The 12,948-nt window shown below is 56.2% G+C and carries 12 protein-coding genes; 1 reads left to right on the forward strand and 11 read right to left on the reverse strand.

Translation table 11 applies throughout. The features are described from left to right. Positions 1-18: 18 nt before the first annotated feature. The 5 genes from RY075_RS14215 to RY075_RS14235 are packed head-to-tail and all read right to left on the reverse strand — an operon-like array spanning position 19 to position 5,244. Positions 19-981 carry a spore coat U domain-containing protein gene (locus tag RY075_RS14215; RefSeq protein WP_022651452.1) on the reverse strand — a complete coding sequence of 321 codons (963 nt, stop codon included), beginning with the start codon at positions 979-981 and terminating at the stop codon, positions 19-21. Beyond that, the gene (locus tag RY075_RS14220; protein WP_022651453.1) at positions 978-3,362 is read right to left on the reverse strand and encodes a fimbria/pilus outer membrane usher protein; all 2,385 of its coding nucleotides are present in this window, start codon (positions 3,360-3,362) and stop codon (positions 978-980) included. The genes RY075_RS14215 and RY075_RS14220 overlap by 4 nt, the downstream gene beginning before the upstream one ends. Next, positions 3,338-4,099 carry a molecular chaperone gene (locus RY075_RS14225; RefSeq protein WP_045329898.1) on the reverse strand — a complete coding sequence of 254 codons (762 nt, stop codon included), beginning with the start codon at positions 4,097-4,099 and terminating at the stop codon, positions 3,338-3,340. The genes RY075_RS14220 and RY075_RS14225 overlap by 25 nt, the downstream gene beginning before the upstream one ends. Before the next feature lie 16 nt (positions 4,100-4,115). Further along, positions 4,116-4,664, reverse strand: a complete 549-nt coding sequence (locus RY075_RS14230) for a spore coat U domain-containing protein (RefSeq protein WP_032609535.1) — start codon at positions 4,662-4,664, stop codon at positions 4,116-4,118. A gap of 7 nt (positions 4,665-4,671) precedes the next feature. Further along, complete coding sequence (locus tag RY075_RS14235; RefSeq protein ID WP_003859701.1) at positions 4,672-5,244, reverse strand: spore coat protein U domain-containing protein; 573 nt, start codon at positions 5,242-5,244, stop codon at positions 4,672-4,674. Between the two features lie 426 nt (positions 5,245-5,670). Between RY075_RS14235 and RY075_RS14240 the strand changes: the two genes are divergently transcribed. Further along, positions 5,671-6,930, forward strand: coding sequence for a dicarboxylate/amino acid:cation symporter (locus tag RY075_RS14240; RefSeq protein WP_003859700.1), 1,260 nt, complete (start codon positions 5,671-5,673; stop codon positions 6,928-6,930). A 45-nt stretch (positions 6,931-6,975) separates the two neighbouring features. On the opposite strand, the gene cheW is transcribed toward RY075_RS14240, so the two are convergent. From cheW to flhD, 6 genes are all read right to left on the reverse strand, one after another. Further along, entirely contained in the window at positions 6,976-7,479 is a 504-nt protein-coding gene (gene cheW / locus RY075_RS14245) for a chemotaxis protein CheW (protein ID WP_232967231.1), read from the reverse strand. A gap of 19 nt (positions 7,480-7,498) precedes the next feature. Continuing rightward, entirely contained in the window at positions 7,499-9,508 is a 2,010-nt protein-coding gene (cheA, locus tag RY075_RS14250) for a chemotaxis protein CheA (RefSeq protein ID WP_048208496.1), read from the reverse strand. Positions 9,509-9,512: 4 nt separating this feature from the next. Beyond that, positions 9,513-10,442 carry a flagellar motor protein MotB gene (motB, locus tag RY075_RS14255; RefSeq protein WP_045337563.1) on the reverse strand — a complete coding sequence of 310 codons (930 nt, stop codon included), beginning with the start codon at positions 10,440-10,442 and terminating at the stop codon, positions 9,513-9,515. After that, entirely contained in the window at positions 10,439-11,326 is an 888-nt protein-coding gene (gene motA, locus RY075_RS14260; RefSeq protein WP_003859696.1) for a flagellar motor stator protein MotA, read from the reverse strand. The genes motB and motA overlap by 4 nt, the downstream gene beginning before the upstream one ends. A 123-nt stretch (positions 11,327-11,449) precedes the next feature. Beyond that, entirely contained in the window at positions 11,450-12,028 is a 579-nt protein-coding gene (gene flhC, locus RY075_RS14265) for a flagellar transcriptional regulator FlhC (protein ID WP_003859695.1), read from the reverse strand. Positions 12,029-12,030: 2 nt separating this feature from the next. Continuing rightward, positions 12,031-12,381: a flagellar transcriptional regulator FlhD gene (gene flhD / locus RY075_RS14270; RefSeq protein WP_003859693.1), complete on the reverse strand. Its 351-nt coding sequence runs from the start codon at positions 12,379-12,381 to the stop codon at positions 12,031-12,033. Positions 12,382-12,948 lie beyond the last annotated feature (567 nt).

The raw sequence follows: 12,948 nt of genomic DNA on the forward strand, positions 1-12,948 counted from the left end.
AAGGGAAAAGCGCGGGAGTCAGAATGCGACGTCGACAATCAGCGTGTCGGTGTAGGTTCCGGCAGGCGGCGTGGCCTGGCTGGTCAGAACTTTGGCGGTGTAGTTGTAGGTACGTAAAAGCCCGTCCGTACTGACCTGCGATGAGCTGGCGCTGGCCCAGCGCTCGCTGCCGCTGCTACCCCAGCGGTTGCTGGTCGCCTCTTTGTAGATGTCGTAACTCATGAAGTTGCTGCCGCTGACCATACGACGCACGTTGTTCAGGGCATTTGCCCCATTATTAATGCCTATGGTGTAGGTGCTGCCTTTGGTACAGGTGACGGCAACCGACTGTGAAACGGTGGGAAAATTTTGCACCAGCGGCGCGCTGTTAAAATTCACGTCCGGCGTGGTCATGGTGCTGCAATCGTTGGTGACGGTCATGTTGAGGAGGATCGAGGTGGTTGCCGTGCCGGTTTGCGGGGTCAGGCACGCTCCGACCGCGCCAACGGCGCACACGTTGTAGTTAATGCTGAACGTTAACAACACCTGATACGGCCCGGCGGTGACGTTCTGCCCCATTACGGTCCGGAAATAAAGGGGAATGTTGTAGCGCCTTGAACCCAGCAGCCCGAGCAGCGTGTTTCCGCTCCAGGTATAGGCTTTGCTGATTTGTATTTCACTGTTTCCGCCGCAGCCGGACGCCCCGCACAGGCGCGTAGGAATGACATCGGTAATAGCCGCGTTGTCCGTACGCTTCATGGTCGCCCGGCTATTCGCAAAGACGGATGCCGAAGTGTAATTCAGCGTCACCGAGTCGTTGGTTAACAGGTTGAGAACGGTATCGCAGGTCACCACCAGCGTGCCCGTCGTTTCCACTTCCCCGGTGCCGCTGAGTGCGAACGAGGTGACGCTGCCAAACGAGGCATTCACCGTACTGACGGTACAGGCCGCCCAGCTGCCGCCGGAGCACAGCAGGAGAAGCGCGATTAACAGGCGTCTCACGGCGCCTCCCGACAGGTCAGCGGACCGTAGGTTTGCAGCTTATGCTCAGGGTTTGCACCAACGGTCAGCGTTGCCGTACAGCGTTTACCCTCCGGGGTGATGACCTCAAGCGGATTCACATCGTTGAGGTTTTCCAGCCAGGCGAGGCCGTCATAGCCGACAACCGCGCTGCTGCGGGATGCGCGTCTGACCTGGCTTCCCACCGGGATCGCATTGCCCTGCGCATCGTGCAGAATGACGCTGGCAACCCGCTCCTGCTCCATCGGGAAATCCACCAGATAACCGTTATGCCGACGAATCGCCACCCGACGCTCGGTCTCTTTCAGCCGGGTATCCGCAGGTAAGTTCAGGGTATCAATGCGGTAGCTTGCCGGGTAATAGGCGGAAACGCCGCTCACCAGCAGATAGCCTTTGTTATTGGTTTTTCCGACCGGCTGGTTTTCGTAGCTGACGGGAACATCCGGATGTCCATCGGTGCTGATCACCACAAACGCATCGTTGATTTTGTTCGCCGCAAACAGCTCACCGTCCATCAGCACGACAGAACCCATCGCCTCGCCCCACCAGGTCATCATGCCCTTCTCACCATAGCCGCCGCCCTGTAGCTCCACGTTGTTATTCCGCCAGCCGAGCGTGGCCTGCTGATAGTTACTCGACCGCGACTGGTTGGCCCAGGCCATGTTCCAGCTAAAGCCGCCGTCTGAAGGCATCGAGTGGTTGTAGTTAATGCGTTGAGTGCTGCCTGCGTCAGGGGTGTTTTCAAAAGTGACGGCGGCGCTGTCACGTTCGCCGAGGGGAACCTGCAACGACAGCGCAACCGTCCAGTCGCCCCGCTGCTGGTCACGGCTGGCAGCCAGATAAATACTGCTTGAGCCCCACAAATTACGGCTCCAGGAGAGGTTGAGCAGCTCAGTTTTTTTGCTGTCAAAACTTTCAACCCCGATCCACGCCGCGCCGATATTGCCGTAACCGCCGAGGTTAAAGGTTAAGGAATACTGGTCGGTATTGCGGCTCAGGCTGGCAACGGGGTTATCATTTTCATCATAAACGGTGGGCTGATCGTACAGGGCGAGGTTGCCGAAGCCACGGTCGCGCCGGGTATGCTGGGTCGCTACGCTAAACTCGCTGGTGTTGTACTGATAGCCCCAGTTTATCTGGCCGCCGCTATCGCCGCGCATGCGGCTTTGGGTCCACGAGGTATTTACCACGCCAAAACGCCCGAGCTTCAGCACCGTGCCCGCTCCGCCGAGCGCCAGCGACTCCGCCCCTTCCGCATGCCCCTCCAGCGTCAGCCAGTCGGTCACCCCGTAGCGATACGATCCGCTGCCCGCCGCCGGGCCATAGTCAAAATTCTCAATACCGTAGTTACGCCGCAGGCTGCCCAGCGTCACGGCGCCGTCGCTTAACCCCTGCTTAAGCAGATCGCTGCTGACATAAAACGGCAGCGTGGTACTCACCTGACGACCCAGCGCATCAGTGGTAACCAGCACCGCATCCCCGGCACCGTTGATATACGGCAGATTGGTGAGGGTAAACGGCCCCGGCTGAAGGCGGGTGGAGCCGGAACGGTAGCCATTAATAAAGAGATCGACCGAGGTCGGGACAGCCGCCTCGCCGGAAAACGCCGGCAGCGGCCAGGTCACCAGATCAGGACGCAGGGAGAAGTCGCGCCCGTAGCTGATCCCGCCCATGCGCACGCTGGTGCTCCAGCTCAGCGCATCGCTGATGACGTCCCCGACGGTCCAGGTGGTGGCATCTTCCTCGTTGGTGATCAGAAACGTTGAGTCGTAGCGCACGTACCCTTCCTGCTGCCCGCTGTTACCGGTGAAATTCTGCCGGGCGTAACCCGTCGATGAAAACGAATAATCCTCATTGAAATAGCGGAACTCGTGCCAGACCGACGCCTGGCCGCCCGTGTGCTCGGAATGGTTGGTATAAACGTCGTAATTGAGCAGCGCGCCGCGGCCATAGTGCGGCTTGCTATGCGTGTTCTGTTCGCTGAACGGCGTGATCCGCGCGGCGACCCAGTCCCGGGGGACCGTCAGCAACAGACGCTGGGCCGTGCTGTCATACTCTGCGCGTACCGACGTAAGCGTCGAGAGATTCACCTCTCCGGCAGGCACATGCGCGGGCGGCAGCCCGGCGCGGAGCAAATCCGCGCCCGAAATAAACCAGGCGCCCTCGCGCTGCGTCACCGGCACCACCAGACCCGTGTCATAGTGGTTCAGCACCAGGGCGAGCTGGAATACTGCTTCGCCGTTCATCGTCCGTGCATCCGGCGGCGGCGGTAAACTGTCGTCACCGGTTTCGGCAAAGGCGCTGGTACTGACGCAAAGCAGGATCATCATCGCCGGTTTCAGTTGACGGGCGTCGATTGCCATTGCGTATCCCTGGCATTAATTTGCGCGCTCATCCGGTTCGGCTGATAAATCCCTGCCGGAAGCGGCCAGCTTCGGGTGCTGCCTGGCAGCACATAACCCAGCAGCCCCTCGGCAACCGTGCGTTTTTGCCCGCCCTGCTCAACCGCAACCTGGCTGAGCCGGACGTGAACATCCCCCTGATTACGGACCTGAAGCGCGGGTTTCCCCCCCTCCTGAATGACCCGCCAGCTCAGCTGTTGGGTGTTCGCCAGCGCGTGGTGTGCCCCTTCGTTGAGGGTGGGGATCCCCTGCCCATAAACAAATAAAGGAATCGAATAGCGCATTTGCAGTTTGAGGCCCATGGACGGTTCCGCTTTGGCATCCGGCTGGGGAATTTCATCCACAATAATGCGGTAGGCCTGCTCAACCCCCGACGGGATCGTCCCCTGCTTGATCAGGCGAATAAGCTGTTTACTGCCTTTAGCGATAGTCACGATCGGCGGGCTGGCGACCACATCCTGCTGGGCGGTGTAACGCTCATATCCGCCCTCCTGTTTCCAGCGCACAATGCGTATCTGCATTGTCGTGGCGCTGTTGCCCTGATTCTGGATCCACAATTCAGTTGCTCTGGCCTCTGCCGAAAGCCACGGATCGATGGGCCACAAAAGAATGGTTGCCGCTGCCTGCGCCTGGCCCGCTGCCAGAGCCGTTGCCCCCAACAGACCCACCAGGCCTGATCGCCTGAAAAATGGCTTCATCGATGTTCTCCCTTTCCTACCATGACAAGGTCACGGTGAGTTGATCTGAATATGTTCCCGGCAGGCTAAACCCCGTCAGGAGCGCGACGCCAAAAAGAGGCAGCGCGATGTTATTGCTGTTGGTATAGGTAATCGGTATGGCCTGGTTAACGCCAATTTCACTGTTCGCGGCCAGTGAGCTGCTGCTGTAGAGCCGGTAACCGACCACCTCTGTCCCGCCTGAACGCGTCATCCGCCTCACAGAGCTATAATTCTGACCGCCGTTAATGCTCATACTTAGCGCCACACCCGGTGTGCAGGCGATGGACAACGCGCCGTCGGCGACAAAGCTGGTGCTGACCGGCGTGTTGTCCACGCCATTGCGGGTTCCAAAATCCAGCGTCCCAAAGCGCCCGCCCGTGCCGGTACTCACCGAGCATCCTGGTACTACCGTCGCGCTCACCCTGAAGGACTGGGATGTCACCGCCCTGGCGTCGCAGATCATCATCAGCCCGACGATCAGGGCCAAAAAAGGGTGCACGACGCCCTCTGCGCTTTCGCGCAGACATAAACACAATGCCTTCATGGCTGAATCAGTAGGTGACGCTGACGTTAATCGTGTCGGTATAGGTTCCCGGTACAACCGTTACGCTATTGCCGCCGCCCGTTATGCGCCCGTAGAGGGTATAGCTGTTCACCCCGCCCGCTGTGGAAGCTACGGGCAACGCGGCGTTGTTAGCAATCACGTTGTTGTACCCGCTGTCGCTATAGAGGCTGTATGCCACGCCCTGTGCCGCATTGGCGGTGTTCACCAGATATCGGGCGGGTGTGCCGGGGGTGCCGACAACGGTTCCGGGTGCGGTCGCGTTGGTGTTGCCGGTGATCGCCACCGTGTAACTGGCAGTGGTACATTGAATGGTAAAGGTATTTCCGCCGCTGGCCCCGGTTAACTGGGTTGTCAGGGTGGAGAATGTCGCAGGATGGGTCCCGAAATCGAGTGTCCCGAAGTTAATGCCGTTTTGCGTTGGCGAGCCGTTGATCAAACAACCGTTCGTCAACGTCAGCGTCGCCCCGATAGTACCGCTACTGGTGACTGCCAGCGCCTGACCGACAGTCGCCGCCGTCAGCAGTGTACCCGCGCAGATAAAAAGAAGTTTTCTTTTCATTTACCACCCTCCAGAAGAAATAATGGTCCGCTTGCCATATTTTATTCATACTGTTCAGTATGTTAGCCCCGCTTAAACATTCCCCGGCGCGGTTACTGAGAATTTAGTTTATGGTTCACGCTTCAACCACTTTCAACGAAGGTGAGACACCCGCCCCCAATTAACAGACTATTAACAAACATTACAAAGAGTTAGCAAAATAAAACGGGCATTATTCTTGCTTAATCTGAGGATATATCGCGTATAATGTGATCTGCATCACAATATATCGTTATGATAAAAACAACGAATTTCATAAAAATTAAAAACAAGTTGTAACTCACGCAGCTTTACTTCAATTTATGCCTCGAATATTTTCCTGCGCTTAAATAAAAATTTTGTATGCATCGACGCAGGAAACTCTTTTAGCGCATAGAGGATCTTTTTGTGGCAAGTGCAAACAAACTCACGCTCTTCATCGTGATTTTCATGCTGGCGGGTATTCTTTCAGGTGCGGCGATCCATGAGTATGCTTCGTCCGACGCGATACAGGCCTGGTCGGAGAACATTACGCTACTGACCGATATTTTCCTGCGGCTGATTAAGATGGTGATTGCCCCGCTGGTGTTCAGCACCCTGACGGTGGGCATTATGAAGCTGGGTGAAACGTCGACGATTGGGCGCGTCGGGGGTAAAGCGATGGTGTGGTTTATCAGCTCATCCGTGCTTTCCATTCTGGTGGGGCTGTTTATTGTTACCCTTGAACAACCCGGCAGCGGTCTGAACCTGAGCATACCCACAGAGACAGTTGATACCGGCCTGGCCGTTAGTGGGATGTCGCTGAAAGCCTTCCTGTCACACACCATTCCAACCAGCATTGCCGGCGCGATGGCGAACAATGAGATCCTGCAAATTGTGGTCTTCTCGATGTTCTTCGGCATTGGCGGCGCGTCACTGGGCCAAAAATTCAACGCCCCGCTGGTCGCGGCGCTGGATGTGGTCTCCCACATTATGCTGAAGGTGACGGGCTACGTGATGTACGTTGCGCCGCTGGCCATTTTTGCCGCAATTTCGTCCGTCATTGCCACCCAGGGGCTGGGCATTTTGCTGAACTATGCCTCGTTTATTGGCGGTTACTATGTGGCGATCCTTCTGACCTGTCTGGTATTGCTGGCGGTAGGTTACATGGTGCTGAAAAAAGAGATTTTTCGTCTGGTGGCGATGCTGAAAGATCCGGTGCTGGTCGCGTTTACCACCAGCAGCTCTGAAGCGGCATACCCGAAAACGCTGGAGCAGTTAGCGCGCTTCGGCTGTTCACGGAATATCGCCTCTTTCGTCCTGCCGATCGGCTACTCGTTTAACCTGGTCGGCTCCATGGTTTACTGCTCGTTCGCCTCAATGTTTATCGCCCAGGCGTACAACATTCACCTGAGTTTCACCGAGGTGACGGTGCTGATGTTAACGCTGATGCTGGCCTCGAAAGGCATTGCGGGTGTACCGCGCTCGTCGCTGGTGGTGCTGGCGGCAACCATTCCGAGCTTTAACATTCCGGTGGCCGGGATCCTGCTGCTGATGGGGATTGATCATTTCCTGGATATGGGACGGTCCGCCATTAACGTGCTGGGGAACGGGATTGCGACGGCGATGCTGTCGCAGAATGAAGGGGCGCGGGAAGCGGAGGCAGAGCTGGTGGAGCAGGAGGCGTAAGGATACAAAAGAGCCGGGTGGCGCTGACGCTTACCCGGCTTCATTTTATGCTACATGATTCGCCGCAATATCCAGCAGCGACATCTCTTCACTGTTCAGCAGCTTCTCAATATTCACCAGAATTAGCATACGCTCGCCGAGCGCACCCAACCCCGTCAGGTATTCCGTCGACAGCGTGACCGCAAACTCCGGCGCAGGACGGATTTGATCTGCGGTCAGCGACAGTACATCAGACACGCCATCCACCACGATCCCCACCACGCGCTGCCCCAGATTCAGGACGATCACCACCGTGTTATCGTTGTACTCCACATCGCCCTGGCTGAATTTCACGCGCAGGTCCACGATAGGCACAATCACACCGCGCAGGTTGGTCACACCCTTGATAAACGCTGGCGTGTTCGCAATGCGCGTTACCTGGTCGTAACCACGAATTTCCTGCACTTTCAGGATGTCGATACCGTACTCTTCATCACCTAAAGTGAAAACCAGGAATTCCTGCCCCGATGGCTCGCCCGCCAGTTTCGTTACGTTACTCATACCGGTCATGTTATTACCTTTTACTTAATCAGGCGGCTGTGTTCGCCACACGTTGTTCACGATTTAATCCCTGAAGTGCCGATACATCGACGATCAGCGCGACGCTACCATCACCCAGGATGGTGGCAGCAGAGATCCCCGGCACTTTGCGGTAGTTGCTTTCCAGGTTCTTAACCACCACCTGATGCTGACCAATCAGCTGATCAACCAGCAGCGCGTAGCGGCGTCCGGCGCTTTGCAGGATCACAACGATACCCTGCGTGGCCTCGGTTTTTGCCCCGTCCACTTCGAACACTTTCCACAGTTCCACCAGCGGCAGATACTCGCCGCGTACTTCGAGCACGCGCTCCCCGCCCGCCAGCGGATGCAGATCTTCTTCACGCGGCTGGAGGGACTCCATCACCGCGTTCAGCGGCAGAATAAAGACTTCGTCCGCCACTTTAACGGACATGCCGTCAAGAATGGCCAGCGTCAGCGGCAGCAGGATACGAATCGTGGTGCCTGCACCCTGCTTAGACTGGATCTCAACGTGACCGCCCATCTCCTGAATGTTACGTTTCACCACGTCCATGCCCACGCCACGGCCGGAAACGTCGGTGACCTGCTCTGCGGTTGAGAAGCCCGGGGCAAAAATCAGCATGCCCACTTCTTCGTCCGTCATGTTTTCGTTGACCGCCATTCCCTGCGAGATCGCCTTCGCCAGAATGCGCTCGCGATTCAGGCCCGCGCCGTCATCGGTCACTTCGATGCAGATGTTGCCGCCCTGATGTTCCGCTGACAGGATCAGGTTGCCCACGGGCGATTTTCCGGCTGCCACGCGATTTTCCGGCAGCTCGATGCCGTGGTCGAGGCTGTTACGCACCAGGTGCGTTAACGGGTCGATAATGCGTTCGATCAGGCTCTTGTCCAGCTCGGTGGAGCTGCCCATCAGCGTGAGTTCGATCTGTTTGTTGAGCTTGCCGGCCAGGTCGCGCACCAGGCGCGGGAAGCGGCTGAAGACATATTCCATCGGCATCATGCGGATGGACATCACTGATTCCTGCAAATCGCGGGCGTTACGTTGTAACTGGCCCATGCTGGTGATGAGATCGCCGTGAGTCACCGGGTCCAGCTCGTTGGAACGCTGGGCCAGCATCGACTGGGTGATCACCAGTTCACCCACCAGGTTGATTAGCTGATCCACTTTCTCCACCGCCACGCGAATGCTCGTGGACTCGCTGGAACGCGCCGCCGGTTTTTCACCGCGGGCCGGGGCAGCCGTCTCTTTTGGCACGGCTTTCAGTGCCGGGGCAGCGGCAACTACCGCAGGGGTATTCTCTGCCGGAGCTGGCGCTTCAACGGCCCCCGCCTCGGTTTCAAACGCAATCTGATCCGCTTCAATGACGAAGCAGAGCACTGCCACGATGTCATCCTGACCGATCCCGCCGTCAAGCGTCGCGGCCAGGCTGTCTTTGCCCTTCACCACGTTGCTGAGCGTCGCCAGGTTCCCCAGCTCCTCTTCCAGCAGGTTGACCTCGTTCTCCTTCAGACGTGACAGCACCACGCGCAGTTTTCCTGCGGGCGCGTCAGGCGCCGTAGCGGGTTCGGCCACGGCGTCAACAACGCTCAGTTTTGCCGCAGGGACAGCGGGCGCAGACGCCTCACCTTTGGCTTCCAGCGCTAACTGACGCAGCGCGTTGCAGATGTATTCAAAGCTGGCGGCATCAGGCTCTGCCGAACTTTTATAGGCGTCGAGCTGTTCCTGCATAATATCTTTCGTTTCCAAAAACAGGTTGATAATGTCGGTATTGAGCTGCATCTCACCGCGTCGTGCTTCATCCAGCAGGTTTTCCATTAAATGGGTGGTTTCCTGCAAAATGGTAAATCCAAACGTTCCGGCTCCGCCTTTAATGGAATGCGCCGCACGGAAGATGGCATTGAGCTGTTCTGAGTCCGGCGCCTCGGGCACCAGATCCAGCAAATGTTGCTCCATATCGGCCAACAATTCGTCGGCTTCATCAAAAAATGTCTGGTAAAAATCGGTAATATCCATGCTCACGCTATCACCTCGGATTGGCTGGTGGCGATGTTGGAACGGCAGCCGAAGGGACGGCCCCAGGCTGTTTTAAATCGTCCAGTGACTCATTCTGACTTTCGGCGTTTTCATGCAGGATGGCCTGCTCCGCCTGCTGGTTCAGCACTAAAAGACTGATACGACGGTTGATGGCGTCATCCGGTCCGCGGTCGGTAAGGCGCATGGTTGCAGCCATGCCGACCACGCGCAGGACCTTGCCATCATCAAGCCCACCCGCCACCAGCTCGCGACGCGAGGCGTTGGCGCGATCGGCAGAAAGCTCCCAGTTGCTGTATCCTTTCTCTCCCGTGGCGTACGGGAAATCATCCGTGTGTCCGGACAGGCTAATGCGGTTAGGAATACCGTTCAGTACCGGTGCAATCGCACGCAGAATATCGCGCATGTAGGGCTCGACATCGGCGCTGCCGGTTTTAAACATCGGCCGGTTCTGGCTGTCGATGATCTGAATACGCAGCCCTTCCTGTACCAGGTCAATTTTCAGATGCGGACGCAGCGCACGCAGCTTGGGGTCCGCTTCAATCAGCTGATCCAGGTCACCGCGCAGTTTTTTCAGGCGCGCCTGCTCCATCCGTTTTTTCAGCTCGTCGATGTTAGGCTGTTTTTTCACTTCGCCCTGCTGCTGGGTGTAATCGTCACCGCCGCCGGGGATCGGGCTGTCGCTGTTCGAAATGCGCGGCCCGCCGGTGACCGCCGTCGCCAGCGGCGTCCTGAAATATTCCGCAATCTGGATAAGCTCTTTCGGGCTGGAGATGGAGATCAGCCACATCACCAGGAAGAACGCCATCATGGCGGTCATAAAGTCGGCGTACGCGATCTTCCAGGAGCCGTGAGAACCGTGCCCGTGCGCCTTATGCTTGCGCTTTTTTACGATGACGATCGGATGGGACTGGTTTTTCATGCGTCCTCAGTTGTCGTCTGTTGGTTGGGGTTTTTCACCGCGCGCACGTGCTCTTCCAGTTCGATAAACGACGGACGTTCGCTGGAGTAGAGCGTCTTACGACCAAATTCGACGGCGATCGGCGGGGCATAACCATTGAGGTTTGAGAGCAGCGTAATTTTCACGCACTGCATCATTTTGGTGGTTTCGGCGCTCTTCTGGCGCAGCACGCTCGCCAGCGGGGAGATAAAGCCGTAGGCCAGTAAAATACCGAGGAACGTCCCCACCATCGCGTGGGCAATCAGCGCGCCCAGTTCAGCCGCCGGGCGATCCGCCGAGGCCAGGGCATGTACCACGCCCATTACCGCCGCCACGATGCCAAACGCCGGAAGCGAGTCGCCCACCAGCGCCAGGCTGTTGGCCGGCACTTCGGATTCGCTCTCATGGGTTTCAATCTCTTCGTCCATCAGGGCTTCAATTTCGAAGGTGTTCATGTTGCCGCTGATGATCAGGCGCAGGTAATCGACGATAAAATCGAGCATCATCGCGTCGGCCAGAATACGCGGGTAGCTGGCGAAAATTTCGCTCTCTTTCGGGTTTTCGATGTCCCGCTCCAGCGAGAACATCCCCTGCTGACGTGACTTCGCCATCAGGCGATAGAGCAGCGCCAGCAGATCCATATACATGCTTTTGGTGTATTTCGAGCGACGAAACAGCAGCGGAATCGCCTTCAGCGTGCCCTTGATCGATTTACCGTTGTTACCAACGATAAAAGCCCCTACCCCTGCACCGCCGATGATGACAAGTTCAGCCGGTTGATAGAGTGCTCCAAGGTGCCCGCCGGTCATCATGTAACCGCCGAAAACTGTACCGAGAACTACCAGGTAACCTAATAAGATAAGCACGACATCATCCTTCCGCTAGTGACTATGGCAGGACGTTCATTTCGAGCGCGAGACCTGAACGCAGGGTAAAAAAAAGCAGCGGTAATCGCTTACCGCTGCTGGAATCTTGCCCACAGGTTCGGGTTAAACAGCGTGTTCGATCTGTTCATCCAGCAGTTGTGGAATAATATCGGCAGCATCCCGGGAAAGTTTACGTCTTTTTACGGCTCGGGATGGAGGCTGGCACAAACTACAGGCGAAGCTGCCCGCAGGCTGATGCGCGTGGGTAATAAAATTGCCGTCACAGCAGTTGCAGCGCGACAATTCAAGCATGCCGCTTTCAACAAAACGCACCAGCGTCCAGGCGCGGGTCAGCGCCAGCAGAGGTCCCTCTTCCTGCTGCGGGCATTGCTCAAGGTAAAGTTTGTAGGCTTTGATCACGGCATCAACGCCGCTGCATAAACCCGTTTTAAGCAGGTACTGCCAGGCGTTACAGAACATGGAAGCATGAATGTTCTGCTCCCAGGTCATGAACCAGTCAGTGGAAAACGGCAGCATGCCTTTTGGCGGCGGGCTACCACGCAGTTCTTTGTACAGCTTGATCAGACGACCACGGCTCAACTGCGTCTCGCTTTCCAGCATTTGTAAACGCGCGCCCAGCGTGATGAGTTCCATTGCCAGCTGGATATCACGGGCTTCCTGAACAATGCTTTTTTCGCTCATTGTTAAGCCCTTTTCTTCCGGGCTACGTCATCAGGCTGGCTGATTTCGTTGAGCAGACGGGTGGAGAGAAGAATACCGGTGTGGATTTGTTGCAGATCGTCCACGCGAGATTCCTGAGTCAGACGCGTAATGGTCTGCGGGTTATCAAAACGGAACTGGCAGACAAGTTGATTGGTTTCAGCCAGCTTGACCATTTGCGGGAGGGTTAATCCACCCAGCATGGTTGCCATCTCTTCGTTAACACCCAGACGAAACATCGCTGACGGTTTGTCCTGACTAATCAAACGCTGCGCGAGCAATAAATACGACAAATTGATGTCATAAATATGTTTTAGCAACTCGGATGTATGCATTTTTCCCATCCCGAATAACCAACTATTATTTTTATGCGGAAAGACCGCACCCCGTGATGTCGCCGGGAAATCACCCGGTATAAAAAGAAAAGGCCAAATGCATAGTTGAATTTAGGTTTGTACGTCGTAAAGCGCGTGACCGGTTAACATGGCCAAAATGTCGGTTACACATTTTATCTTTTCTTACAAATAACTAAGATTTTTCCTAATTCGACGCAAACTCTACTCGTCAGTTTTGACACATACAATGCAGCCCCCCCTGGAATTTAAAAAAAATGTGATCTTCGTCACATAATTTACGCGAATGTAACCCATAAATCCATCAGCGTGACTTGTAATTTGACTATTTATTGAGCAACCGAAGCTTGGTTATATTCTTATGGAACGAATACTCATGCAGAGGGATGAGTGGATCGGATATGAAAATTGCTATGTCGGAGAAGCGCTGCCCTGCCGCGTCTGAACGGGCGCGAACGTCAGGGAACAGCCAGAGTTAATTAAGTAAAAACAGCAGGTTAAGCTTTCAATTCGAGACAGGAGCTTCCAGGGGTCAGCATCACGCTTGCG

Origin of the sequence: Enterobacter sp. JJBC, assembly GCF_036936505.1 — a bacterium.
In the GTDB taxonomy this organism is placed as follows: Bacteria; Pseudomonadota; Gammaproteobacteria; order Enterobacterales; family Enterobacteriaceae; genus Enterobacter; species Enterobacter hormaechei_C.

Excerpts from the sequence above, each read along its gene's own strand:
- RY075_RS14225 (WP_045329898.1), bottom strand. The coding sequence starts at position 4,099 with ATGAAGCCATTTTTCAGGCGATCAGGCCTGGTGGGTCTGTTGGGGGCA.
- RY075_RS14235 (WP_003859701.1), bottom strand. The coding sequence starts at position 5,244 with ATGAAAAGAAAACTTCTTTTTATCTGCGCGGGTACACTGCTGACGGCG.
- RY075_RS14220 (WP_022651453.1), bottom strand. The coding sequence starts at position 3,362 with ATGGCAATCGACGCCCGTCAACTGAAACCGGCGATGATGATCCTGCTT.
- flhC (WP_003859695.1), bottom strand. The coding sequence starts at position 12,028 with ATGAGCGAAAAAAGCATTGTTCAGGAAGCCCGTGATATCCAGCTGGCA.
- flhD (WP_003859693.1), bottom strand. The coding sequence starts at position 12,381 with ATGCATACATCCGAGTTGCTAAAACATATTTATGACATCAATTTGTCG.
- RY075_RS14230 (WP_032609535.1), bottom strand. The coding sequence starts at position 4,664 with ATGAAGGCATTGTGTTTATGTCTGCGCGAAAGCGCAGAGGGCGTCGTG.
- motB (WP_045337563.1), bottom strand. The coding sequence starts at position 10,442 with ATGAAAAACCAGTCCCATCCGATCGTCATCGTAAAAAAGCGCAAGCAT.
- cheW (WP_232967231.1), bottom strand. The coding sequence starts at position 7,479 with ATGACCGGTATGAGTAACGTAACGAAACTGGCGGGCGAGCCATCGGGG.